Source organism: Aquirufa antheringensis, assembly GCF_004307425.1.
In the GTDB taxonomy this organism is placed as follows: Bacteria; Bacteroidota; Bacteroidia; order Cytophagales; family Spirosomataceae; genus Aquirufa; species Aquirufa antheringensis.
In genome coordinates, this window is sequence record NZ_SEWZ01000002.1 from 363,073 (window position 1) to 387,481 (window position 24,409).

Consider the following 24,409-nt stretch of genomic DNA (forward strand, 5'->3'; position numbering starts at 1 on the left):
CGACTAAGCGGCTCCGCCGCGACTAAGTCCGCAGGACGCCTTCTGCCAGCCCCCGGTCATTCGAGAGGCGGGGAACTTTGTTTTGGCCCCCTAATTTACCCTGTGACTTCATATACGAGATAAAGGCTCCTGCGGGAAGCGAGGTAAGCACTAAAGGACGCAAGATGGACCCCGTAATCAGGTCGCGGTAATAGATATTTTGCGCGCACATGGACGCGTCTAAAGCCTCCTGAAAAGTAGATAAAGACGACGGCGGCGACGAAAACTCGATCAGCCACTCATGGTAGGGTAAACCCGAAGAAGGGGAAACCTGCGGTGCGACAGTAAACTCAACGACTCGCGCTTCAGGACAAGCTAAAAGTGCAGCGGCGAGAGCTTTCTCGACTTCTTCAGCGATGACGTGTTCTCCAAAAGCCGAAATAAAGTGCTTAATCCGACCCGTCACCACAATGCGGTAAGGATTCAAGGAAACGAACTTCACGGTATCGCCGATGGAATAGGACCAAAGGCCGGCATTCGTCGTTAATAATAGCGCGTAATTAACGTCCAATGAGACCTCTGTGAGGCTTAAACGGACTGGGTTAGCGCCGAAATAGGTATCCGTAGGAACAAACTCAAAGAAAATCCCGCCGTCCACGTTCAGTAAAAGCCCTGGTTCGCCCGAAGAGTCGTCAAACGCAATGAACCCCTCCGAAGCGGGATATGTCTCCACCACGTCAATTTCTCGGCCTATCGAAGCCATTAGTTTCTCGCGGTAAGGTTCGAAGTTCACACCGCCGGTCACGAAGACCTGGAAATCGGGGAAGAGGTCGCCTATTTTTTGGCCAGATAACTCCTCTAACCGATCAAAATACATCTGCACCCAAGGCGGAATCCCGGAAATCAATCCCATCCGCTTCGAAATCGTTTCTTGCACAATGGCCTCGAGCTTTTGCTCCCAATCTTCGATGCAATTCGTCTGGTAAGACGGCATCTGATTTCCGCGCAAATAGCCCGGTACGTGGTGGTTCACGATACCAGAAAGGCGGCCCGTGGGAACACCATTCGTCTCGGTCATCTCCGGAGAACCGCTTAGAAAAATCAATTTCCGGTCTAAAAACGAGGAATTCCCGCTGTAATACACGTAATGCAACAAGGCATCCCGCGCAGCAGTAATGTGAAAAGGCATCGAATCCGATGAGATGGGGATGTATTTGACGCCGGAGGTGGTGCCGGAGGTTTTGGCAAAATAAGCTGGTTTTCCTGGCCAAAGAATGTCTTCTTTGCCCGCCACCACTTCGTCAATATAGGGCTTGATGTCTTCGTATTCGAAGATGGGTACGTTAGAGCGGTAGTCGAGGTAATTCTTGATTTTGGAGAACGAGTGTCCACGCCCGAAAAGCGTTTTCTCCGCCTTCGCCACCATTTGCTTTAACCAAAAGTCTTGGCGCTCAAAAGCCTGCTCCTGGCTCAAGCGGTACTTTTTGACGACACGGGCCGCTAGAGGTTTGGCAAAAAAGGAACGAATACCCATCGCTACACTATTTAAATATGCCTTTGGGATCTGGCATTTTGGCCGCTAACTGCGAACCAAAATTCAAGTCCAATTGCAAAATATCAGCCATGCGAGCTTCGTGGAAATAAGTCCACGCTAACTCGTAATTCTCTTTGTAATAAGCTACCTGGCAACGCTTCATCCACGCATTTGCGTTCTTCGGATCCTGCGCTAAGGCATGCTTTAATTCTGTTTCTACCTCGTCCAAGTTTCCACAATCTTGGCCTTTCTGATAACAATCTAACTTCACAATGGCATAATCCACGCGCATCATCGACTGCGTAGTATCTAACTCTAATCCCTTGTTTAACAGGCGAATAGCTAAATCATTGTCCCCTCTTTGGAAAGAAATAACCCCTAATCCCCAAAACGCATCCACGCTATTCGGGTCCAAGGCACTGATTAAATTAAATCGTTGTGTTGCGGTGTCTAATCGGGCGGTAGCTACATATTCCCATGCGCGTTCCGCGAAAAAAGCCACGGCTTCCGCTCTCGAGCCAAAAGAGGCATCGCAGCTCGCCACAAATTCATTTAATTCCTTTTGATCGGCTTTCGAAAGTGGTTTCGAACCATACAAAACTTCGTACTTCGCTGCGCGAACCGGAGTATTAGTAACCGGAGTAGCCGGCGCCTTCGGCGCCGCAGCCGCTTCACTCTTTGCGGTCTTCGTCTGCGAAAACGCAGTGAAACCAGCCATCGAAATCAAACACAATAACAGAACTCTCTTCATAATCACAAAACTAACGTTTCTTTTTATTGGACGCTGCGCCAGGACGGAATTTTGCATTCTTTCCCGGACGGTTATTTCGAACAATAGGTTTGGGACCTTGAACGGCACCGCCTTTCGGTCCAGCTTTGGTAACAGCCTTTTTCTGAGGCACTTTCTTGCCTGCTGCTTTGGCCTTAATCACCCATTTTTTATCGTGGAACGCACCCTTAAAGTCCGGATCCTCGCGTTTGCGCTGGTCATCGACCGCGCGTAACATATCTTGTTGCTCTAAAAACGGCGTTTCTTCGATCTTAATTCCTTCCGGCAGCTGTTCGATTTCAATCTTCTGCTGAATGATCTCCTCGATTTTCGTCCAGTGGTAACTTTCCGCTAACGTAATAAAGGTAATCGACTCCCCTATCTCCTCTGCACGACCCGTACGGCCGATTCGGTGGACATAATCCTCGTAAATCAAGGGCACATCGAAGTTGATTACGTGGGAAACTTTGGGGATATCAATCCCGCGAGCCGCCACATCCGTCGTCACTAAAACGCGCACATTTCCCTCTCGGAATTGCGCCATCGCGTTGATACGCGTGTTTTGACCTTTGTTCGAGTGAATTACGCGAACCTGGTCTTTCGGTAAGGATTTCAACAACCACTTCTCCACCTCATTTGCCGCATCTTTCGAGCGACAGAAAACCATAACCCTATGAAAATCAGGGTTTTGCATAAAGTATGCGAGGGCGTGTAGCTTCGTCAATAAGTTTGGTGCCTCATAGACCGATTGCGTCACCTGACTCGCTGGCGTAGCCTGCGGGGTGATTTCGATCTTCATCGGAAACTCCAAAAACTCGTGAGACAAGTTCTCCACCTTCTCAGGGAAAGTCGCGGAAAACAATCCGTTCATCCGTTTTTTGTACGGTATTTTCTCCAAAATCTGACGAATCTGCGGCATAAAGCCCATATCCATCATCTTATCTGCTTCGTCTAAAATCAAGAATTTCAATTCCTTCACCACGATCACATCCTTGCGGTACAATTCTAAGAATCGACCCGGCGTAGAAACGAGGATGTCGATGCCTTCCTCGAGGGCTTGGATCTGAGGTTTTGGCCCTAATCCTCCGTATAACGCTAAAATACGCAAGTCCGTAAACTGCGCTAAACCGATCATAACGGTGTGAATCTGCATCACCAGCTCGCGGGTAGGCGCCAAAATCAAGGCACGCGGGTTCTTTCCCTGCGCATATTTGCAGCGCATCAAGATAGGCAACGCATAGGCAGCCGTCTTTCCGGTCCCCGTTTGCGCAATTCCCAGCAAATCGTGGCCTTGCAATAATAACGGAATGGCCTTCTCCTGGATCGGAGTTGGTTTCGTATAACCCACCGCGGTACACGCGCGTTGCAGCTGTGGATTTAATCCCAAACTTAAAAATTCATCCATTGGATTCGGCATTGTAGTAGATTTGCAAAGGTAGGGAAAATATAATTCTTACCTTTGAAACAAAAATACGATTGTTTTGGCTCAAATTAAGGCATTTCTGACGAATCTAGGCCTATTGGTCGCACTCTCCTTCGCCACAGGGAGCCTTTCTTCGCTATTTTTAGCCGGCCTCGACTGGATTCAACACAACGGATCCTACCTCTATGCCTTACCTCTGGTAGGTTTAATTTTCCAAAGCTTCAAAGTCCCAGCCTACCTCATCATCCCCGCCACCTGGCTCAGCCATTTGGCAGGAGCGTCTGTTGGTCGCGAGGGAACGGCAGTAACCACAGGTCGAGAATTGGGTCGCGTACTGGGAGAGAAAATTACATCTTCTACTATTTTTCCCAAAGCAGGTATGGCCGCCGGCTTCGGCTCCGTTTTTGGGACGCCACTCGCCGGAGCCTTTTTTGCACTCGAAGTAGGCGAGGTGGGCAAAATTAATTTTCGCCACATCCCCGCCTGTCTTTTCGCTGCCTTTTTCGCAAATTATGTAAGTCTCCACGTGTACGGCACAAAACATCTTTCTTACCCTTCTGTTTTTTTGCCCGAGTTTTCAGGTGCATTTTATGCGAAATTAGCGCTCCTTGGCCTATTTTTAGCCCTAATTGCCTTTCTCTATAAGCGCTCAGAATCGATTATAATTGCTGCGCTCGACAAATCACCCGTACAAGGTCCTCTAAAAGGGATTCTCGCGGGCTTGATTTTGTTCGGCGTACTAAACATCCCGGTGTTTCACGAAACGATCGGACTCGGTTCGGAATTTTTACTTAGACCATTTACGTCGGTCGCACCAGACTTCGCCCTTTGGAAAATGCTGGCTACAAACCTGAGTTTAGGTCTCGGATTTAAAGGGGGAGAAGCGACGCCCTTGTTTTTGATCGGGTCACATGCGGCGTCCGGTTTCGCCTCTTGGTTTTCATTGCCTTTGGGATTGTCGGCAGCCATCGGCTTCGTCAGTTTATATGGAGGTCTTGCCAAAACTCCGCTTGCCGCCACCTTCCTAGGCATGGAACTTTTTGGTCCATCTGCCTGGTTCATCTATTTCATCATCACCCTGATCGTCCTATTCGGCTCAGGTAAAAAAGGAATTTTCTCTAATCAAACCTGGGCAGATTACCTACCTAAACCCATCTACTAAATAGCACTAATGTTTGCAAAAGCCTTCGAACACTACGACTCCTTCCGCGAAAATCGCCTAACAAAACGCCGTTTTTCGGCGGCTCTTTGGCAAGAATTAATCACTGAATGGTCCACTCATTTTGCTGTCCGCGAACTGGGTAAAACCGAAGAGGGTAGACCTATTCACGAGGTAAAATGGGGCGAAGGACCCATTCAAGTCATCGCCTGGTCCCAAATGCACGGAGACGAAGCGACAGCCACCATGGCTTTGGCCGATATTTTTCGTTTATTAGCCCCATCTGGTAAACCGAGTGATGAGTTTAAGCAAAAATTGCATCAGAATATCACCTTGCGCATCATTCCCCGCCTGAATGCAGACGGTGCAGAAAGATGGCAACGTGAAACGGCATTAGGTATCGATATGAACCGTGATGCGACGAAACAAAACTCCGTAGAAGCACGCCTTCTATCTGCTTGGGCGGACGAAATTAAACCCGCATTTGCTTTTAATTTACACGACCAAAATCGCTTGTATTCGGTAGGCAATAGCCCAGAACAAACCCATATCGCGTTCCTTGCCACCACAGGTGACGACGCAGGAACTTGGACTCCATCTCGCTTTCGTGCAGGCCAAATCTGCCAACGAATGCTGCACCAAATCCAGCCCATCATCCCGGGTAAAATTGCCAAATGGACAGACGAATATGAGTCACGCGCCTTTGGTGATACCTTCTCGTCTCGCGGATACGGTTTGGTTTTATTAGAATCAGGCGGGGCAGGATGGGACCTAGAAAAACATTCGTTACGCAAATTAAACGCTTGTCTTTTACTTGATGCTTTCTGCGCCATTGCAGACGGAAGCTACGTGGCTGAATCCATTACTGAATACGAGGCCTTACCTACAAACGAGCGAGCGATTGTGGACATCAAAATCACCGATGCGCCACTCAGTGCAACGGTTCGCGCAGACGTTTTATTTAACCTCGTAGAAACCCCAATGACCGACGGAAATATTCATTATTCATGGGTAGTCGAAAACATCGGAGACATGTCACCATTCTATGGATTAACAGAAATCGATGGGAAAGACTTACATTTGTCTCCTGATTCAAGCATTTCATTAGGTGAAAATTACACCGAATTGGTCTTATTAAAAGACGGAAAACCCAGCTTTAAACTATCAGATTACACGCATAAAATACAATTCTAAATGACTTCATTACCTGTAATTATCATTGGCGTAAATCCTTTTGGCCTAGAGGTGGCTCATATCTTTCAAAAAAACGACGTCGTTATCTACGGATTCTTAGACGATGATCCTAAGAAAAAGGACACCAGCATTGGCGAAATTCCCGTTTTAGGAACAGCAGACGATGAGTCTTATTTCAAATTAATTGGTAAAAACTGCGGCGTATTTGTGGCCCTAGAAAACCCAACCGAACGCAAAAAAATGATCGAATTGATCTTAGAAGAACGCGAAGTAAAACCCGTAAATGCAATCCATCCATCCGCTAATGTGGCAGACGTGAAAAGCCTTGCGTACGGAGTATTCATCGGTAGCGGAGCGCAAGTTTTACCTGAAACAAAACTAGGGGATCACGTCATCATAGGCTCCGGCGCCATCATAGAAACCGGTGCACAAATTGCAGATTTTGCTTCCATCGGAGCGGGCTCAGTGATAGGCAAAGAAGCGATCATTGAGAACAACGCTTACGTTGGAATTCACTCAACAATTGTGGGAAGTGTGAAGGTAGGAAAGAGCGCTACGGTAGGAGCGGGTAGTGTGGTAATTGAAAATGTCGCTGCCTCGAAACGCGTATTCGGCAACCCGGCCAAAGCCCTGTAGTGAGCCCTATAATTTGACAATATTTTCTGGCGCAACTAGATCTAAAAAGTGAAAACGTAGATAGAGTTGCGCCACTACGATTACATCTTCTAGGCAATACTCATTGATCCTAGCTAATCCATTTTCCTTGTAGAAAACACGGTTCACCTGGTCTCCAGAAAGATCAGCTTTGGCCCCTGAAATACCCATCAATTCCGCTAACAATTCCAGCGAAGTATAGGATCTTCTATCGCCAAACTTCCACATCTCCATCGTATCCTGGTGGATAATTTCCCATGGTTTTTTGCCTTGCAATTGCAACGATTTCGGAATCTCCAAGCCATTAATGAGCATGCGCCTACACAAATACGGGAAGTCAAATTCCTTTCCATTATGCGCCACCAGCGTTAATTCTCTCGACTTATAGGTCTTGTTTACGAAGGCGATGAACTCTGTGAGAAGCGTTTTTTCGTCTGCGTGGGCTATCGTCTTCACTTTTAAGGCCATCTCACCCTGTTTGTTAACGAACAAAAAGCCCATTCCCACCACGATAATCTTCCCAAATTCCGCATACAATGGCGCCTTTTCGAAATACATCTCTTCTAGGCTGATATTAGCGGGATTTATCAAATTCTTCGCCTTTCTTAGCCAAAATTCTTTCATTTTATCTGAAAGTAGGGCAAAATCGGATACTCCTGACGAAGTTTCGATATCAATGAAGAGGGTATTCTTGAAGTTCTTTAAGGTATCCATATTTCATGTTCCACGTGGAACGCGTAAATCTTATGCTTTCAATGTTTCACGTGAAACATTCACTAATTCCATTTTAAACAGATCATTCAAATGCCCTTTGACAATAGCCGAAACAGCTTCAAAATCCATTTCCTTGCCTAATTCCTGCTGTAACGAAGTAACTCCACGGGTCGCAATGCCACAAGGCACAATGTGAGAGAAATAGCTCAAATCCGTATTGACGTTCAGCGCAAAGCCGTGCATGCTTATCCAACGAGACGCCTTCACACCCATGGCACAAATCTTGCGAGCGCCTTCTTCTGTAGGATCAATCCACACACCCGTCAAGCCCTCAATCCGGCCAGCTACTAACCCAAAACCCTCACAGGTTTTAATAATCGCCTCTTCCAGCATACGCAGATATAAGTGAATGTCTGTATAGAAATTCTCTAAATCCAGAATAGGGTAGCCCACTAATTGGCCGGGTCCGTGGTAGGTAATATCACCACCTCGATTCGTCTTAAAAAAGGTAGCACCTATAGTAGACAAGAACGATTCTTGCAACAACAAATGGGACTCGTCACCGCTCTTACCTAGGGTGTATACGTGGGGGTGTTGGCAAAATAGAAGGTAATTATTCGTGGTGATTTTGTGGTCCTCTTCAAGGCCTCTGTTATCTAATTTCACTGTCGCTATGCGATTTAATAAAGTCTCCTGTAGATCCCAAGCTTCCTTGTATTCTATCAGTTTTAAATCAACAAATTGGACTTCTTTATTCTGCTTCATTCTTTATCAAGAGGCTGATAGCGCCAAACTAAACCCCGGGCTATCTTTAGGAAAACAAAGATACAATAATGGCAAAACATATAACACAAGGAAAATTAGGTGAACAAATTAGCGTAGACTATCTATTAAAAAACGCCTATACCATCGAAGCAAGAAACTACCGCTACAAACGAGCGGAGATCGACATCGTGGCTAAAAAAGGGGATCTCTTAATCTTCATAGAAGTCAAATCCCTTCGCAGAAATACCCACGGACACCCGGAGCAGAAAATCACCCAAAACAAAATAAGGCTCATCAGCAGGGCTGCTTGTGCCTACCAATACCAGCATAAATGGCGCCAAGAAGTTCGTTTTGACAGCATTTCGGTGAATTTTTATCCACAAGCGTTCAAAATAGAGCATTTCGAGGATGCTTTTTCGTAAATTCGCGCTTTAATAGCGCGCACATGATTCAATTTTGCACAGAAGACATAACATTCTCCCTAAAAGAGAAGTTAAAACACAAAGCCTGGTTAAACGAGGTGGCGAAACAAGAAGGGAAAAAGATCCTAGAACTAAGCTATGTCTTTTGCTCCGATGATTATCTGTTACAGATTAACCAGGAGTATTTGAACCACGATACGCTAACGGATATCGTGACTTTTGATAACTCAGAAGACCCAAAGAAAATCGAGGGAGATATCTTTATCTCGATCGATCGCGTGAAAGAAAATGGGGAAAAGCTCGGTACCTCTGAAACAGAATTAGAGCGCGTCATGGTGCACGGTTTATTGCACTTACTGGGTTATAAAGACAAGAAGAAAGAGGACAAGGCATTAATGACCGAGAAAGAAGATTTTTACATTAAACAATACTAAAATGTTTCACGTGAAACATGCATAGCTATGCTAAATTCATACGATGTAATTGTGGTGGGAGCGGGACACGCCGGATGCGAAGCAGCTTATTCGGCGGCGCAGATGGGCTCACGTGTTTTGTTGGTCACGATGAATATGCAGACGATTGCCCAGATGTCTTGCAACCCAGCAATGGGGGGTGTAGCGAAGGGTCAAATCGTTAGAGAAATCGATGCCCTAGGTGGAATGTCTGGAATCATTTCAGACAAGACCATGATTCAATTTAGAATGTTGAATCGCTCTAAAGGTCCGGCGATGTGGTCACCCCGTTGTCAATCCGATCGGATGCGTTTTGCAGAGGAATGGAGAAATGCATTAGAGGGGAATTTGAATGTTGATTTTTGGCAAGATTCTGTTCAGCAATTAATCGTAGAAAAAGGCGAAGTGAAAGGGGTCATCACCCGCATGGGAATGACTTTCACCGCACGCGCCGTCGTACTAACGAACGGAACCTTTTTAAATGGCTTGATCCACATAGGAGAGAAGAATTTTGGCGGAGGAAGAATGGCAGAACCGATGGCCATCGGACTAACGGAACAACTGGTTAACCTAGGTTTCGAATCCGGGAGAATGAAGACAGGAACGCCACCACGTGTGGATGGTAGAAGCCTAGACTTCGCAGCCATGGAGGAACAAAAGGGCGACGAAAATCCAAGTTCCTTTTCGTACTTAACTGAAACTCCGCTGACCGAGCAACGCTCTTGTTGGATCACGCATACGAACACGAAAGTACACGAGGTCTTGCGTAAAGGCTTCGACCGTTCGCCTATGTTCGCTGGTAGAATCAAAGGTTTAGGCCCGCGCTACTGTCCATCGGTGGAAGATAAAATCAACCGCTTTGCAGACAAAGATTCGCACCAGATTTTTGTAGAACCAGAAGGCTGGAGCACGGTAGAAATTTACGTCAATGGATTCTCGACTTCCTTGCCAGAGGACATTCAATTCGAAGCGATTCGTTTAATCCCAGGATTTGAAAAAGCGAAGATGTTCCGTCCGGGTTACGCGATCGAATACGATTATTTCCCACCTACTCAATTGGCTCCCACCTTAGAGACGAAGCGCGTGAAAGGCTTATTCTTTGCTGGCCAAATCAACGGTACCACAGGTTACGAAGAAGCCGCTTGCCAAGGACTAATGGCGGGTATCAATGCCCACTTAAAAACGCACGAATTAGATCCATTTACGTTGTCTCGTTCGGATGCGTACATCGGTGTGTTAATCGATGATTTAATTAACAAAGGAACGGACGAGCCGTACCGCATGTTCACATCCCGTGCCGAGTTTAGAACGCTGCTAAGACAAGACAATGCGGATGAACGCTTAACCGCAAAAGGATACCAATTAGGTTTAGCGACCGATCAACGCTGGAATAAATTCCAAGAGAAGAAAGCGCAAGTAGCGGCTTTGACAGAAGAAATAAAAAATACGAAAGTAAAACCAACCGAAGTAAACGACTGGCTAGAGCAGGAGGGAAGCGCGACCTTAAAAGAGGGGGCGCCCATCGTGAATTTATTACGCCGTTCCGATTTATCCTTCGACCGCATCGCAACCCACCCAAGTGTGGAACCGATCGTTAGAAACTATTCACAAGAAGTACGCGAACAAGTGGAGATCCTTGTGAAGTATGAAAGCTATATTGAGAAAGAACGTTTAATGGTAGACAAAATGAAATCAATGGAAGACTTAACGATTCCAGCGAATTTTGATTACGATAAAATCAAAACGCTTTCGACAGAATCGCGCATTAAATTGAAATCGATTTTGCCACAAACCATCGGACAGGCAAGTCGCATTTCTGGCGTATCCGCATCGGACGTTTCGATCTTACTTTTATTCATGGGACGCTAATGGAAAACATACAAAACTGCCCCATTTGCGGATCGCCTGATTCCGCCTTGAAATTCAAGGCGAAAGACTATACCGTATCGAACGAACTGTTTCATATCGTGACCTGTCATTCATGTCAGTTGATCTACACGAATCCACGACCAGCGGCACACGAAGCGGGACCTTATTACCACGCGAGTGCCTATATTTCGCACAGCGATACGAATGAGGGAATTGTCAATAAGTTATATCACGCCGTACGCAAATTCACCTTGCAGTCGAAAACGAAGTGGATTGAGCCAGAGAGAAAAGGAAATAAAGAACTGCTAGATATTGGCTGTGGAAACGGCCACTTCTTAGCGGCCGCGAAAGAAAAGGGTTGGCATATTAATGGCGTTGAATTAGACCCAGAAACAGCCACTAGAGCCGCGAAATTAACGGGCCTACCCATTGCGCCGTCTTTAAAAGAAATCAGCTCAGACAAAAGCTTTCAGGTGATTACACTTTGGCATGTGTTAGAACATGTCTACGAACTAGACGAATATTTTCAATTCTTTAAAAGCCGTTTAGCGCCAGACGGAAAATTGCTTTTAGCCTTGCCTAATCCCGCTTCCTTCGATGCAAACCATTTCGAACAATACTGGGCAGCCTATGATGTTCCACGACACATTTACCACTTCACCCCAGCCACCATCACCGCATTAGCGGCTAAATACGGGTTTAAATTAAAGAAGAGTCGCGGACTGATCTTCGATAGCTTTTACATTTCTTTGTTAAGTAACGAATACAAAACGGGGAACAAGCGCTTACTTCATTCGTTCTGTATTGGTCTACTTTCTAACCTACGAGCGATGCTAGGCAAGCCGAATTTTTCCAGTAATTTATACTTTTTTGAACATGCGTAATTACCTGAAATTCAGCTTATTGTTTGCATTTTTAGGCCTAGGAATCAGCTTAGTTTTTCTACAGAGTTGCGCCCAAATGGCCTCTCCTCCCGGGGGAAAAAAAGACACCTTAGCGCCGGTAGTTCTGAGCTCTATCCCCTTAAACAAAAGCAAGAATTTCAAAGGCAAAAAAATCGAATTAAACTTCAACGAATACGTCACGGTTAAAAACCTAAATCAGGAATTGTTAATTACTCCCTCAATTGGTAATTACGAAACGCGGATTCGGCCTACTGGCTTAACACTCGTTCTGGACAGTGCTCTAAAAGATAATACCACCTATACCTTCAACTTTAGAAATGCCGTAGAAGATATCGCTGAACGGAATAAAGGCAAGAATATAAAACTCGTTTTCAGCACCTCAAATGCGATTGATTCCTTGAAAATTGAGGGTCGCATAAAGCACCTGTTAACTAACAAGAAAGCCGATAACATCACGGTAGGCCTTTACCCTTACACAGATAGCTTGTCTATCGACAAAGCGAAGCCTTACTATTTCGTTCGAACGGATACGTCTGGTACCTATGCTTTGGAAAACTTAGCTGCCGGGAAATACTACATGGCAGCCTTCGAGGACGCAAACAATAACCTGGTTTATAATTCCGCCAAAGAATCGGTAGACTTCATCACAGAACCCTTCATCGATCTACGCAAAAATGAGACGCGCAACTTTAAAATCGCCCTACAGAACCAGGATCCGCTAAAATTAAGCAAAACGACCTCCACCGCAAAGACCATTCTTTATGAGTTTTCGCGTGGAATTAAAACAGCAGATTTACGCTTTTCATCGAGCGAAAAACCCCTTTATCAAATCGAAAACGACCGCAACTTGCGCATCTATGCCGGCGGATTAAATAAGGCCGATACACTGAAGATCGAAGCGGCCCTAGAAGATTCGGTAGGCAGAAAATACGAGTTCAAGTTAAAGGCTAAATTCCGCGAACTAGCAAAAAAAGAAAAGTCAACCTATGCGGCACTTGGTTTCGACGTGTTCCCTAAGGTAGGTGCACAAATCGTTCCCACAGACTCCCTAATGCTCATTTTCCCTAAACCAGTCTTACAATGGGTCTCTAAAAAAGTACACATTTTAACGGAGAATGAGGATGACTTAACGTTCCCTGATGAGGCATTCTCATGGAATAAATTCCAAAATGTATTGACCATTAAAAGTACGTTTTTACCTAAGGCGCCCAAGTTCACTTTGGCCTTAGATAAAATTGCTTTCGTGGGCCCAGAGGCAGATTCTACAAACGAATACAAACAAGTTATTAAACGTTTAGATCCGGAAGAAACAGGTGTCATCGAGGGAGGTATTCGCCAGCCTGGTCATTATATCTACCAGCTGTTAAAAGGGGATAAACTAGAGAAAGCATACGAGCAAAAAGCCACGGGTCCTTGTTCTTTTGTAAACGTGGAACCTGGCCTCTATACCCTAAGAGCCATCGTGGATACCAACGAAAATGGCCAATGGGACATTGGAAATTACAAGACACGGACTAAATCAGAAGAGGTTTATTACTTTGATACGAAGATCAAATTAAAGGCCAACTTCCAGTTAAGTGACTTGTGGATAACCCTACCATAGCAGTGTGGATAAGTGCCTTTTTTATCCACATTCTATCCACATAAACCGTGGATAAGTGTGCATAAGTTTTTACCCACACAAGGCAGTGTGGATAAACTCAGACTTATCCACAAGTTGTTAGCTACTTATCCACACAGGTGTATTGCGTTTCGAATTTGCAAAACTCACTGATATCAAGCACTTACAAACACGATTTTGAGTTATCCACTTATCCACAGAGAACAACAAGAAGAAACAAAAAAGAGATTTAAAAAACTTTTTCTTTTTTTAATTTATGTGTGTGGATAAGTTTTAAGCTGAAAAAAAGGTTTTGATGCTTTTTTGATATTATAGGTATATAAAATAGTATAAAGAGATAAAAAAAGAGTAAATCACCTGTTCGAATGTGGATAACTGGTGGATAAGTAAATTAGGTGCAAAAATAACTATATTTAATACAATTTGGCTAAATTGCCGCTTCTAAACCCTTCAGACAAATGGTTCATCAACAATTCAACCGCGTATTCGACTTATTGACCGCGTACAAAAGTTTTCAAAAAGAAGACCTCTTTAACAAAAAGAGGGATGGCGAATGGAAAAACTATTCATCGGCAAGTACCTTAGAGAACATTCAAACCTTAGCCTTAGGCCTTTTAGAACTCCAGGTAAAACCGGGGGATAAAATTGCGATCATCTCGGGTAATCGTCCGGCTTGGAATTTCGTTGATTTTGCTGTTCAAATCATTGGAGGTGTGACAGTACCCATGTATCCCACCATTACGATTGAAGATTATGCGTATATTTTCAAAGATGCAGAGGTAAAATACATCTTCTGTGAAAATGAGGAATTGTATTTAAAAGTAAAGGAAGCTTCTAAAGGGAATAAGCAAATCAAAGGCGTTTATACCTTTGATCCAGTAGCGGATGTGGAGATGTGGACGGCAGTGAAGGAATTAGGAGAAGGAAAAGACGCGGCCGTTTTACAGCCTTTAATGGATGCGGTAAAACCTAGTGATTTATTGACGTTAATTTATACCTCTGGAACCACAGGTCGTCCGAAGGGTGTCATGTTAACACATCATAACATTGTCAGCAATATTAAGGCCTTGATTCGGGGCAAATTCTTTGATTTATATGCCAGTGATCGCGCGTTAAGTTTCTTGCCTTTATGCCATATTTACGAGCGTACAGATGTGTACATGTACATGTATTACGGTGTTGCGGTCTATTATGCGGAGAGTATGGAGACGATTGCAGATAATATTAAGGAGGTAAAACCGGCGATGTTTGCGACCGTTCCACGTTTATTGGAGAAGGTTTATGATAAGATTTTGGCCAAAGGAAATGAGCTCACCGGCATCAAACGGACGCTATTCTTTGGCGCTTTGGAATTCGGTTTACAATACGATCCCATGGAGAAGCTAGGTTTACTAGATTCTTTAAAACTGGCCTTTTACAGAAAAGTTATTTTCAGCAAATGGCGTGAAGCCTTGGGCGGAAGCGTTCGATTGATCGCTTCGGGTTCTGCTGCATTGCAACCTCGTTTATCCCGTGTTTTCTGGGCGGCCGGCATTCCGGTTTCAGAAGGCTATGGTTTAACCGAGACTTCGCCCGTTATTTCGGTATCACGTGTGAATCCACCGGATTTTAAGGTAGGCTGTGTGGGTTCTTTAGTGGACTCGATAGAATTGAAGATCGCAGAAGATGGGGAGATTTGTGTGAAAGGGGATTCGGTGATGGTCGGTTATTACAAAAATCCAGAGGCAACGGCTGAGGCGATTGATCCAGAGGGTTGGTTCCACACGGGAGACATCGGAATGATGGTAGACGGAAAATATTTGAAGATCACAGATCGCAAGAAGGAGATCTTTAAAACGTCTGGTGGAAAATACGTAGCGCCACAATTAGTGGAGAATAAGCTAAAAGAATCAGCCTTTATTGAGCAATGTATGGTAGTGGGCGAAGGCCAAAAATTCCCATCAGCACTCATCATCCCAGAATTTAATGCCTTGCAAGTGTGGGCGGATCAACAAGAATTAGGCGTAAAAGGCCCAGAAGCCTTGATTAAAAACCCGAAAGTGTTCGCTAAAATAGAGCAAGAAGTTTTGGAAACGATGGCTTCGGTGGCGAAATACGAACAGGTTAAAAAATTCGTTCTTTTGCCGCGTTTGTTCACGGTAGCGGATGGTGAAATCACTCCTACCTTGAAATTAAAGCGCAAGGCGATTTACGCGAAACACGAGAAGGCGATTTTGGGCCTGTATGAATAATTGCGTTAGGCCTCTTTTTTGCGTAATTTTGATTTCTTAATGAATCGTATGTCGACAGGAAAAAAGGTAGCCCTTATTACGGGTGTAACAGGACAAGATGGCGCTTATTTAGCGGAATTTCTTTTAAATAAGGGTTATATCGTGCACGGTATCAAGCGCAGAAGCTCGTTGATTAATACCGATCGCATTGATCATTTGTACCAAGATCCGCACGTGGATTCGGCCTCCTTTATCTTGCATTACGGAGATTTAAGTGATTCCACGAATATCATTCGCATCATTCAAGAAGTGCAGCCGGACGAAATTTACAATCTGGGGGCGATGTCTCACGTGAAAGTATCTTTCGACGAACCCGAATATACAGCGCAGGTAGACGGCATCGGAACCTTGCGTATTCTAGAGGCCATACGTTTGCTAGGTTTGATTAAAAAGACCAAAGTGTACCAAGCGTCCACTTCGGAACTTTACGGCCTAGTACAGGAAGTTCCGCAATCGGAGACGACTCCCTTCTACCCGCGTTCTCCTTACGCTGTCGCTAAATTATACGGCTACTGGATCACGGTGAATTACCGCGAAGCTTACGGCATGTTTGCGGTAAACGGTATTTTATTTAACCACGAATCCCCGCTTCGCGGCGAGACTTTCGTGACGCGCAAGATTACTCGCGGTGTGGCCCAAATCGCTTTGGGACAAGAGAAAAAGATTCACTTAGGTAATCTAGACGCGAAACGCGACTGGGGCCACGCGAAAGATTACATCGAGGCGATGTGGTTGATTTTGCAACAAGATACACCAGAAGATTACGTGATCGCAACTGGCGTTACAACGACCGTTCGCGAGTTTATTCGCCTTTCATTTGCGGAATTAGGCATTGAAGTAGCCTTCTCAGGTGAGGGTGTGAACGAAAAAGGAACCGTCGTTTCTTGCTCGAACCCGGCGTATCAAGTACCAGTGGGACAAGAAGTGATCGCGATAGATCCTCGCTATTTCCGTCCTACGGAGGTAGAATTATTGATCGGAGATCCTACGAAGGCCAAAGAAAAACTAGGCTGGACCCTCAAATACGACTTAGCCGCGCTAGTGAAAGACATGATTCAGGCGGACGTAAAACTTTTCTCGAACAAATAAGATGAGTACACGGATCGCCATTATTGGCTTAGGATATGTGGGTTTTCCGCTGGCGGTGGAGTTTGGAAAAAACATCCCCACCCTCGGATTTGATATTGACACGAGCCGCATCGCGGAATTAAACACGGGTTTTGACCGTACTCAAGAGGTTACAGCAGAGCAATTAAAGGAATCTGTTTCTTTAACTTTCTCCTCGAATGCCGCCGATTTAAGCACTTGCAACACCTTTATCGTTACGGTTCCTACCCCCATTGACCACTTCAAAAAGCCGGATTTAAGTCCCCTGTTGAAGGCATCGGAGATGATTGGGAAAGCCTTGAAAAAAGGCGACCTAGTCATTTACGAATCCACGGTTTACCCGGGTTGTACGGAGGAAGATTGCGTTCCGGTTTTGGAAAAATTCTCCGGATTAAAGTTTAACGAGGACTTCTTCTGCGGCTATTCGCCAGAGCGCATTAACCCAGGCGACAAGGTAAACACCTTGACTAAAATCAAGAAAGTTACCTCTGGATCCACTCCCGAAATCGCCGAAAAAGTCGACCAACTCTACCGCTCCATCATCACCGCAGGAACGCACAAAGCGCCTTCGATGAAAGTAGCCGAAGCGAGCAAGGCCATCGAAAACGCCCAACGCGACGTCAACATCTCGTTCGTAAACGAATTAGCCTTGATTTTCGATCGCATGGGCATTGACACCACCGAGGTGTTAGAAGCTGCCGGAACGAAGTGGAATTTCTTGAATTTCAAACCCGGATTAGTAGGCGGCCACTGCATTGGCGTGGACCCCTATTACCTATTGCACAAATCCGAAAGCCTCGGTTATTATCCACAAGTGATCCTTTCGGGTCGCCGCGTGAACGACAACATGGGTATTTTCGTGGCGAATAAATTAGTCAAACTATTGATTAATAAAGGCCAAAAAATCGGCGGCGCCAAAACCCTCATGCTCGGCATCACCTTCAAAGAAAACTGCCCAGACATCCGCAACTCTCGCGTGGTGGATATCTACAAGGAATTAGTAGACTTTGGCATGGACGTAGACGTCTACGATCCCTGGGCAAACGCAGCCGAAGTGAAGCACGAACACGGCATCGAACTAGTCTCAAAACTAGCTGATAAATACCAAGCGATCGTTTTAACCGTAGCCCACAACGAATTTCTTGACCTCCCCTTCGCAGCCTTGAAAGCAGAAAACGGAGTCATTTTTGATATCAAATCTATCCTTTCCAAAGACCTGGCTGACGCCCGCTTATAAACATGGCTTGGTACGCGATTTATACGAAATCCAGAATGGAGAAGAAAGTCTCCTTGCGCCTCGAAGAGCTAGGCATCGAAGCCTATTGCCCTACCACCAAGCGTAAGAAGCAATGGTCTGACCGCAAAAAATGGGTCGAAGAAGTCCTCTTCCGCTCCTACGTCTTCGTTAACATCGACCTAGAGAAACAAAGTGGTTTAGTCCGCCGCACCTTCGGTGTCGTGAACTTCGTCTACTGGCTCCACAAACCTGCCGTCATCCAAGACGCTGAAATCCTTGCCATCAGACAATTCCTTTCTGACCACCTCGAGGTAGAAACCATCGGCACCACCGCAAAAATCGGCGACTACATCACCATCGAATCCGGCCCACTCACCGGTCAAACCGCCAAGATTGTAGGGCTGAAGAATAAGCATGAGGTGAGGCTTAAGATAGAGAGTTTAGGGTTTGAGCTTGTTGCGGCATTAGCAGAGAAGTAAAACTATAAATGGTTAATGGTAAGTGGTGAATGGTAAATATTTGATGGTAGATTCATTCACCATTTACCACTTACCATTCATCATTTAATGCCTATCCGAAAAAAAGATAACTCACAAAAATAGCAGTAAGGATCCCCACCAAATCCGCCGCTAATCCCGCCCATAGCGTGTAGCGAATGTTGCGAACTTGAACAGAGCCGTAGTACAGGGCGATGACGAAAAGGACCGTTTCTGCGGAGCCTTGGAAGACACAAGAAAGGCGGCCGGCGAAGGAATCTGGGCCGAAGGTTTTCATCGTGTCAATCATCATGGCGCGGGAACCGCTACCTGAAACGGGGTGTAAAAGAGCAGTGGGCATTGCGTCTGTGAAGCGATTGTCGATTCCCATATAGTTGACGGCCATTTTCATGCCGTCTACGATGAAATCTAAAACGCCAGAGTTGCGAAGGCAAGAAATGGCTACGAGCATGCCTACGAGGTAAGGAATGATGCGGACGGAGGTTTCGAATCCGCCTTTGGCGCCTTCAACGAAGGTCCCGAAAATGTCTACTTTCTTATAAAAGGCCGCAGCGATGAAGGAAAAAATGAGGGCGAAAAGGATGCCGTTGCTGAAGAGTTTGGACTGGATGTCGATTTGCTCTTTTGGGAGGCTGCTGAAGTACCATAAAATACCGGCAAGAATGGCGGTGATGCTGAAAAGCCAGCCAAAGAGAACGGGTTCAAACAGACGAATTTTTTGCTTGAAGGAGACGAAAATCAGACCCGTGATGGTGGCGGCGTAAGTGGCCATGAGGCAGGGAATAAATACGTCTGAGGCGTCTTGGGCGCCATAAATGGCCCGTTGAGCCATGATGGAAAGTGGGATTAAAACGGGGCCTGCGCTGTGGAGCACGAGGAACATGATTTGGGCGTTAGAGGCGGTTTCCTTCTCTGTATTCAAATCCTGTAAACCTTGCATCGCTTTTAAACCGAATGGGGTGGCAGCGTTATCTAATCCTAAAAGGTTTGCCGAGAAGTTCATGATCATTTGGCCATGAACGGGGTGGTCTTTTGGAACTTCAGGAAACAAACGAGAAAAGAAAGGTTGGATTTTGCGGGCCAAAAAATGAATCGCACCCGCCTTCTCCCCTACTTGCAAAATGCCCATAAAGAAGGCCATGACGCCCGTTAATGGAAGAGCCACTTTCATGACGGCTACTTCCGCGGAGTCAAACATCCCGTCTACCAGGATTTTAAATATGTCGGTATTACCGAAGAAAATGAATTGAATCAGGGCGACGACGAACGCGACACCGAAGAACAAAAACCAAATCCAATTTAAAGCCATAGGTAAGAGAGGTAAAAAACGATTAAATTTAGGGAAAATTCCGTCAAAATGAAGAATCTATTCGCTAAAGCAGTTCTAATGCTACTAATTAGCTTGTCGTTGAAGGCACAAAAAACGACCTGTGCTGCCGAATTATCCATGCAGAAACAGGGGCTACAAGAGGTGACAGCTCAAGTGAAGAACGTTTTAGTTGAGCTAAAATATGCGACTTCTGATAATTTCATGAAGAAGAACGTATATGGTTGTTTGACGCATGCCTACTTGCAAAAGGAGACGGTTGTGATGTTGAAGAAGGCACAGGAGAATTTGGAAAAAGCGCATCCTGGCTATCATTTGTTGATTTATGATGCGGCTAGACCGCTTTCGAAGCAGTGGGAACTTTGGAATACGTTGACAGAATATAGCCCAGAAAAACGCCGGACCTATGTGGCGGACCCGAAGGAGCATTCGATTCACAATTATGGAAGTGCGATCGATTTAACGGTGGCGGATGAGACAGGAAAGCCGCTGGAGATGGGGACGAAATATGATTTCTTTGGCGAAATGGCCTACCCGAAAGAAGAAGCGAGGTTATTGAAGGCGGGAAAATTAAGCCAAAAAGCCATCGATAATCGCCTCATTCTACGCAAAGCCATGAAAAGTGCGGGCTTTATGCCCATTGAATATGAGTGGTGGCACTTCAATGCTTTTTCGCGCAAAGTGGCGAAAGAAAAGTTCTCCGTTATACCATAAATGGGGTTTTATCCTGAAGCCTTGCCGTTTATCCTAAAATAAGGAGCGGCTTTCGCGGGATTGTTTACCTTTGCATACATTTTATTGTTGACCTATGTCTTTAAAAATATTCAGTCTTTCTGCTTTGCTTTTGGCCAGCGGAATATCAGCGACAGCTCAGAACGCTTCAGCGATTCAGGCGAACGGAAATACAGTTCAATTATCGCTTTCGAAGGCGGTTGAAATCGCGTTACAACACAATCTAAATGTGAAGTCTTACGAGGTGAGTTTGCGCAACGCACAATTGCAGTTGCAGCAGTCGAAAAATAACGCCTTGCCTAATTTAAGTGCGAATATTAATCAATCGGCTTCTTTTGGACGTAGTATTAACCCCTTCACGAACGGATACGATTCGCGTAACATTAATTACAATAACTTGGGTTTAAACGCAGGAATGCTTCTTTTTAATGGAGGCCAAATTCGTAACTCGGTTCTCCAAAACGATTATAACCTGAAGGCTTCGCAAGAAGATTTGGCATCTATCAAGGAAAACATTTCCCTACAAGTGGTGCTTTCGTACTTAGCCATTTTGAATTCGGAAGATCAATTAAGCATCGCGAAGTCGCAGACAGAAATTACGAAATTACAGATTTCTCGTACGGAGAAATTAGTGAATGCGGGCTCCCTTGCCCCTTCTAACCTATTGGATTTGAAAGCGCAATTAGCGAATGAAGAATCGAACGTGGTGAGTTTCCAGAGTTCTTTGGACCTCAATAAATTGACCTTGATTCAATTGTTAAACGATTCGAGTATTTCAGCCATTTCATTGCAACGCATTCAGGTTCCTACGCCTAGTTCTAATGGATATGACACGGGAATGGATGATTTATATGCCAAAGCTTTGGCGATCCAGCCTCTAGTGAAAGCCGCTGATCTACGGGTACAAAGTGCCTTAAAAGGTATTTCGGTGGCCAAAGCAGGTACCATGCCTACCCTATCCCTAAGTGCAAGTATGTCTGCGAACCAGTCAAATGCCTTAACGATGGGCTACTTTGATCAATTGAATAACACCCAAAACAAGGTGATTTCGCTAGGATTAAACATCCCGATCTTCGCGCGTTTTGCGAACAAAACGAGAATTGCACAGGCCGGTTTACAACGCGAGAATGCTTCGATTGAAGCCTCAAAAGCGCGCTTAACGCTGCGCCAAAACATCGAGCAAGCCTACGTTAATTTAAACAACGCAGCCATGAAATACGAAGCGGGCCTTTCACAAGTATCCGCTTTAGAAGAGTCTTTCCGCGCAGCTGAAAGCCGTTTTCAAGCAGGAACAATCGATTTCGTAAGCTATAACTTACAAAAAACGAATTTAGACAAGGCGCGCTTGAGCTTGGTACAATCGAAATATGACTTCGTGTTTAGAACGAAGATTTTGGATTTTTATCAAGGGAAGAGTCTGGTTTTTTAGATTGGAGATAATAGAGTAGAGAGTATAGATAAAGAGTTTAATTAAATTTTTCGCTAGCGACTATCGACTAGAGACTATTGACTAAAATTATGGCAACAAACAACAACAGTAAGCGGACTTGGATGATCATCGGAGGCGCGGTGGTATTGATTTTTGGTGGATTATTTCTAGCCAAAAAAATGGAATGGATCGGGAAAGTAGAGCCTACAGAAGTAGAGTTCGCGAAGGTTTCTCGTTCGACGATCATTGAAAAAGTCAGTGCGTCTGGAAAGATCCAGCCGGAAGTAGAGGTGAAATTATCGCCAGACGTTTCTGGGGAGATTGTTTCCTTGAACGTAGCGGAAGGCGATTCCGTAGTGGCTGGCCAGGAATTGTTGAAGATTCGTCCGGATAACTATGTGTCTCTTTTGGCACGTGCAGAAGCACAAATGAATGCGACGAAAGCAAACATGGAGCAAAGTAAGGCAGTTTTAGCCCAAAGCGAAGCACGTCTTTCTAAGGCCAAAATTGACTATGATCGTAACGCGAAATTGCACAAGGACAAAGTAATCTCTGATGCGGACTTTGACCAATTTGTATCAGCCTATACAGTGGCTAAACAAGATTTGGAGGCTGCAAAAGCAAACGTAAATGCCGCGAATTACAATGTGAAATCATCACAAGCGACCTTAAAAGAAGCTAAAACGAACCTAACGAAGACGACGATTTATGCCCCTCAAAGCGGTATCATCTCGAAGTTAAACGTAGAATTAGGGGAGCGTGTCGTAGGAACGTCACAAATGGCGGGAACAGAAATGTTGCGCATCGCGAACTTGAACAAAATGGAAGTTCGCGTGAACGTAAACGAAAATGACATCACCCGTGTAAGCATCGGCGATACCGTTTTAATTGACGTAGATGCTTTCTCTTCAAGCGAGCGTAAGTTCAAAGGGGTGGTATACGAAATTGCGAGCTCAGCGAATTCAAGTGGAGCGTCTGCTGTTTCAAATGATGCAGTAACGGAATTCGAAGTGAAGATTCGTGTCTTGCGTTCATCTTACGCGGATTTAATCAAAGGCAAATTGTCTTATCCGTTGAAGCCTGGAATGACAGCGTCTGTGGAGATTTTGACCAACAGAAAGGAAAACATCGCTACGGTACCTTTATCTGCAGTAACCACTCGTGAGATCGGTGCTGAGGTGAAAGAGGGCGAAAAGAAGGAAGAGGACGGAACGAACGCGACGAACTCTAACGATGCCTTAGAAGCGAAGAAACGCAAGGAAAACACGAAAGAAGTAGTATTCGTGATGGAGAAAGGTAAAGCGAAAATGATCCAAGTGAAAACAGGCATCTCAGATTTTGAAAATATCGAAATCGTGAACGGCTTGAAAGACGGACAAGAGATCATCGCAGGGCCATATGCGACAGTTGCTAAGAAGCTGAAAGAAGGAGACTTAGTGAAGAAGAAGGATCCGAAAGCAGCAGAAAAGGCCACTGAAAAGAAATAATTTCAAAAAAAATGGGGGGCAATCTTGCATTTAATGAATTGTCCCCCTATTTTTGCAGTCCCAATAGGAACAAAATTCCTTCTTAGCTCAGTTGGTTAGAGCACATGACTGTTAATCATGGGGTCCCTGGTTCGAGCCCAGGAGAGGGAGCAAACAAGAAAGTCACTAGAAATAGTGACTTTTTTCGTTTAAAATCAACCCATATTCAACGATTTTTGTGGTTCGAGTCCCATGAGAGGGTTATGTGTTTTTTGGACATATTTCATCAAGTGTTTTACATGCGATTTTCTGTTTGTGCCAAGAATATGCCAAGAGTTGGTTTGGATATTGGAAATCCGACAAGTGTTTTTCTTTTAACTTTGTCTAAATTGGAGGTAGTATTTGACATTCATCACTTTTTCATTCATTGTAAGAAATTGCGCGCTTTATCATTAATTGTGAAATTAGTATAACAGCACTTTATTTGAAGGAAGTATTTAAATTTAGAGCTAATTCATTAAAAATTGAAACAAATTCGTACTTTTATCGTTATAAGAAATATGTTGCAAAAATTTCACATACTGCTCATAATTACATTTCTTGGCTGCCTAACCGTGCCCGTGAAATCCTATGCGTGTGGAGCAAAATCTAAGAAAGCGGAGAAATCCTGCTGTTTAAAAGACTCGTCTGATAAATCTAATAAAAAGGATTGTTGCAATAATCATAAAAACACCCAACAGAAGGAAGACAATAGTTGTGGGGGGAATTGTGATAATTCAAAATGTAGTTGTCCGCCAACTTTAACGTCGCTGGTTTTGTCTAATTATTTAGTGCGCGTAGATATTATTACCTTTAGAACTAGTGAAAAAGTAAAATCTTATTAC

Annotated in this window: 21 protein-coding genes and 1 tRNA gene; 16 read left to right on the plus strand and 6 right to left on the minus strand. The window is 44.8% G+C overall.

Going from position 1 to position 24,409, the window contains the following annotated elements:
* Nucleotides 1–22 precede the first annotated feature (22 nt).
* Genes EWU21_RS04475 through EWU21_RS04485 form a run of 3 tightly spaced genes read right to left on the minus strand, consistent with a single transcriptional unit; the run spans nt 23 to nt 3,699 of the window.
* On the minus strand, nt 23–1,513 hold the full coding sequence (locus EWU21_RS04475) for a GH3 auxin-responsive promoter family protein (protein ID WP_130895612.1): 1,491 nt from the start codon (nt 1,511–1,513) through the stop codon (nt 23–25).
* Nucleotides 1,514–1,520: 7 nt separating this feature from the next.
* Nucleotides 1,521–2,264: a tetratricopeptide repeat protein gene (locus EWU21_RS04480; protein ID WP_130895613.1), complete on the minus strand. Its 744-nt coding sequence runs from the start codon at nt 2,262–2,264 to the stop codon at nt 1,521–1,523.
* Nucleotides 2,265–2,274: 10 nt separating this feature from the next.
* Nucleotides 2,275–3,699, minus strand: a complete 1,425-nt coding sequence (locus tag EWU21_RS04485; RefSeq protein WP_130895614.1) for a DEAD/DEAH box helicase — start codon at nt 3,697–3,699, stop codon at nt 2,275–2,277.
* Nucleotides 3,700–3,763: 64 nt separating this feature from the next.
* On the opposite strand from EWU21_RS04485, the gene EWU21_RS04490 reads away from it, so the two are divergent.
* The 3 genes from EWU21_RS04490 to EWU21_RS04500 are packed head-to-tail and all read left to right on the plus strand — an operon-like array spanning nt 3,764 to nt 6,694.
* Entirely contained in the window at nt 3,764–4,867 is a 1,104-nt protein-coding gene (locus EWU21_RS04490) for a chloride channel protein (RefSeq protein ID WP_161566472.1), read from the plus strand.
* A gap of 9 nt (nt 4,868–4,876) precedes the next feature.
* On the plus strand, nt 4,877–6,058 hold the full coding sequence (locus EWU21_RS04495; RefSeq protein WP_130895616.1) for a M14 family zinc carboxypeptidase: 1,182 nt from the start codon (nt 4,877–4,879) through the stop codon (nt 6,056–6,058).
* A complete protein-coding gene (locus tag EWU21_RS04500) occupies nt 6,059–6,694 on the plus strand; it encodes a PglD-related sugar-binding protein (RefSeq protein WP_130895617.1) in 636 nt (211 codons plus the stop codon).
* A 6-nt stretch (nt 6,695–6,700) separates the two neighbouring features.
* Here the strand turns inward: EWU21_RS04500 and EWU21_RS04505 are convergent, their stop codons facing one another.
* The gene (locus EWU21_RS04505; protein WP_130895618.1) at nt 6,701–7,426 is read right to left on the minus strand and encodes a 3'-5' exonuclease; all 726 of its coding nucleotides are present in this window, start codon (nt 7,424–7,426) and stop codon (nt 6,701–6,703) included.
* 30 nt (nt 7,427–7,456) lie between these two features.
* Complete coding sequence (gene lipB, locus EWU21_RS04510; RefSeq protein ID WP_130895619.1) at nt 7,457–8,191, minus strand: lipoyl(octanoyl) transferase LipB; 735 nt, start codon at nt 8,189–8,191, stop codon at nt 7,457–7,459.
* A gap of 68 nt (nt 8,192–8,259) precedes the next feature.
* Here lipB and EWU21_RS04515 point away from each other — a divergent pair, with 68 nt between their 5' ends.
* From EWU21_RS04515 to EWU21_RS04555, 9 genes are all read left to right on the plus strand, one after another.
* Entirely contained in the window at nt 8,260–8,613 is a 354-nt protein-coding gene (locus EWU21_RS04515; RefSeq protein WP_130895620.1) for a YraN family protein, read from the plus strand.
* 23 nt (nt 8,614–8,636) lie between these two features.
* The gene (gene ybeY, locus EWU21_RS04520) at nt 8,637–9,047 is read left to right on the plus strand and encodes an rRNA maturation RNase YbeY (protein ID WP_130895621.1); all 411 of its coding nucleotides are present in this window, start codon (nt 8,637–8,639) and stop codon (nt 9,045–9,047) included.
* 27 nt (nt 9,048–9,074) lie between these two features.
* Nucleotides 9,075–10,934 carry a tRNA uridine-5-carboxymethylaminomethyl(34) synthesis enzyme MnmG gene (mnmG, locus tag EWU21_RS04525; RefSeq protein WP_130895622.1) on the plus strand — a complete coding sequence of 620 codons (1,860 nt, stop codon included), beginning with the start codon at nt 9,075–9,077 and terminating at the stop codon, nt 10,932–10,934.
* A complete protein-coding gene (locus EWU21_RS04530; RefSeq protein WP_130895623.1) occupies nt 10,934–11,818 on the plus strand; it encodes a class I SAM-dependent methyltransferase in 885 nt (294 codons plus the stop codon). Before mnmG ends, EWU21_RS04530 begins: the two co-directional genes overlap by 1 nt.
* Nucleotides 11,811–13,442 (plus strand): Ig-like domain-containing domain, encoded by a 1,632-nt coding sequence (locus tag EWU21_RS04535; protein ID WP_130895624.1) that lies wholly within the window; start codon nt 11,811–11,813, stop codon nt 13,440–13,442. Before EWU21_RS04530 ends, EWU21_RS04535 begins: the two co-directional genes overlap by 8 nt.
* A 476-nt stretch (nt 13,443–13,918) precedes the next feature.
* The gene (locus EWU21_RS04540) at nt 13,919–15,691 is read left to right on the plus strand and encodes an AMP-dependent synthetase/ligase (RefSeq protein ID WP_130895625.1); all 1,773 of its coding nucleotides are present in this window, start codon (nt 13,919–13,921) and stop codon (nt 15,689–15,691) included.
* A gap of 39 nt (nt 15,692–15,730) precedes the next feature.
* Complete coding sequence (gene gmd, locus EWU21_RS04545; RefSeq protein WP_236633169.1) at nt 15,731–16,819, plus strand: GDP-mannose 4,6-dehydratase; 1,089 nt, start codon at nt 15,731–15,733, stop codon at nt 16,817–16,819.
* Between the two features lies 1 nt (nt 16,820).
* Nucleotides 16,821–18,074: a nucleotide sugar dehydrogenase gene (locus EWU21_RS04550; protein ID WP_130895626.1), complete on the plus strand. Its 1,254-nt coding sequence runs from the start codon at nt 16,821–16,823 to the stop codon at nt 18,072–18,074.
* Nucleotides 18,075–18,076: 2 nt separating this feature from the next.
* Nucleotides 18,077–18,553 carry a UpxY family transcription antiterminator gene (locus tag EWU21_RS04555; RefSeq protein WP_130895627.1) on the plus strand — a complete coding sequence of 159 codons (477 nt, stop codon included), beginning with the start codon at nt 18,077–18,079 and terminating at the stop codon, nt 18,551–18,553.
* A gap of 91 nt (nt 18,554–18,644) precedes the next feature.
* Here the strand turns inward: EWU21_RS04555 and EWU21_RS04560 are convergent, their stop codons facing one another.
* Complete coding sequence (locus EWU21_RS04560) at nt 18,645–19,880, minus strand: nucleoside recognition domain-containing protein (protein WP_130895628.1); 1,236 nt, start codon at nt 19,878–19,880, stop codon at nt 18,645–18,647.
* A gap of 48 nt (nt 19,881–19,928) precedes the next feature.
* On the opposite strand from EWU21_RS04560, the gene EWU21_RS04565 reads away from it, so the two are divergent.
* The 4 genes from EWU21_RS04565 (at nt 19,929) to EWU21_RS04580 (ending at nt 23,696) form a co-directional block, all read left to right on the plus strand.
* Entirely contained in the window at nt 19,929–20,612 is a 684-nt protein-coding gene (locus EWU21_RS04565) for a M15 family metallopeptidase (protein WP_236633170.1), read from the plus strand.
* A gap of 94 nt (nt 20,613–20,706) precedes the next feature.
* Nucleotides 20,707–22,059, plus strand: coding sequence for a TolC family protein (locus EWU21_RS04570; protein ID WP_130895629.1), 1,353 nt, complete (start codon nt 20,707–20,709; stop codon nt 22,057–22,059).
* Nucleotides 22,060–22,148: 89 nt separating this feature from the next.
* Nucleotides 22,149–23,546, plus strand: a complete 1,398-nt coding sequence (locus tag EWU21_RS04575) for an efflux RND transporter periplasmic adaptor subunit (RefSeq protein ID WP_130895630.1) — start codon at nt 22,149–22,151, stop codon at nt 23,544–23,546.
* A gap of 76 nt (nt 23,547–23,622) precedes the next feature.
* Nucleotides 23,623–23,696, plus strand: a tRNA-Asn gene (locus EWU21_RS04580).
* Nucleotides 23,697–24,409 lie beyond the last annotated feature (713 nt).

Coding starts and splice junctions, on each gene's coding strand:
- EWU21_RS04535 (WP_130895624.1), top strand. CDS start 11,811: ATGCGTAATTACCTGAAATTCAGCTTATTGTTTGCATTTTTAGGCCTA.
- EWU21_RS04555 (WP_130895627.1), top strand. CDS start 18,077: ATGGCTTGGTACGCGATTTATACGAAATCCAGAATGGAGAAGAAAGTC.
- EWU21_RS04565 (WP_236633170.1), top strand. CDS start 19,929: ATGAAGAATCTATTCGCTAAAGCAGTTCTAATGCTACTAATTAGCTTG.
- EWU21_RS04515 (WP_130895620.1), top strand. CDS start 8,260: ATGGCAAAACATATAACACAAGGAAAATTAGGTGAACAAATTAGCGTA.
- mnmG (WP_130895622.1), top strand. CDS start 9,075: ATGCTAAATTCATACGATGTAATTGTGGTGGGAGCGGGACACGCCGGA.
- EWU21_RS04530 (WP_130895623.1), top strand. CDS start 10,934: ATGGAAAACATACAAAACTGCCCCATTTGCGGATCGCCTGATTCCGCC.
- EWU21_RS04495 (WP_130895616.1), top strand. CDS start 4,877: ATGTTTGCAAAAGCCTTCGAACACTACGACTCCTTCCGCGAAAATCGC.
- EWU21_RS04475 (WP_130895612.1), bottom strand. CDS start 1,513: ATGGGTATTCGTTCCTTTTTTGCCAAACCTCTAGCGGCCCGTGTCGTC.
- EWU21_RS04540 (WP_130895625.1), top strand. CDS start 13,919: ATGGTTCATCAACAATTCAACCGCGTATTCGACTTATTGACCGCGTAC.
- EWU21_RS04500 (WP_130895617.1), top strand. CDS start 6,059: ATGACTTCATTACCTGTAATTATCATTGGCGTAAATCCTTTTGGCCTA.
- EWU21_RS04575 (WP_130895630.1), top strand. CDS start 22,149: ATGGCAACAAACAACAACAGTAAGCGGACTTGGATGATCATCGGAGGC.
- EWU21_RS04505 (WP_130895618.1), bottom strand. CDS start 7,426: ATGGATACCTTAAAGAACTTCAAGAATACCCTCTTCATTGATATCGAA.
- gmd (WP_236633169.1), top strand. CDS start 15,731: ATGAATCGTATGTCGACAGGAAAAAAGGTAGCCCTTATTACGGGTGTA.
- EWU21_RS04485 (WP_130895614.1), bottom strand. CDS start 3,699: ATGCCGAATCCAATGGATGAATTTTTAAGTTTGGGATTAAATCCACAG.
- EWU21_RS04570 (WP_130895629.1), top strand. CDS start 20,707: ATGTCTTTAAAAATATTCAGTCTTTCTGCTTTGCTTTTGGCCAGCGGA.
- lipB (WP_130895619.1), bottom strand. CDS start 8,191: ATGAAGCAGAATAAAGAAGTCCAATTTGTTGATTTAAAACTGATAGAA.
- EWU21_RS04560 (WP_130895628.1), bottom strand. CDS start 19,880: ATGGCTTTAAATTGGATTTGGTTTTTGTTCTTCGGTGTCGCGTTCGTC.
- EWU21_RS04550 (WP_130895626.1), top strand. CDS start 16,821: ATGAGTACACGGATCGCCATTATTGGCTTAGGATATGTGGGTTTTCCG.
- ybeY (WP_130895621.1), top strand. CDS start 8,637: ATGATTCAATTTTGCACAGAAGACATAACATTCTCCCTAAAAGAGAAG.
- EWU21_RS04480 (WP_130895613.1), bottom strand. CDS start 2,264: ATGAAGAGAGTTCTGTTATTGTGTTTGATTTCGATGGCTGGTTTCACT.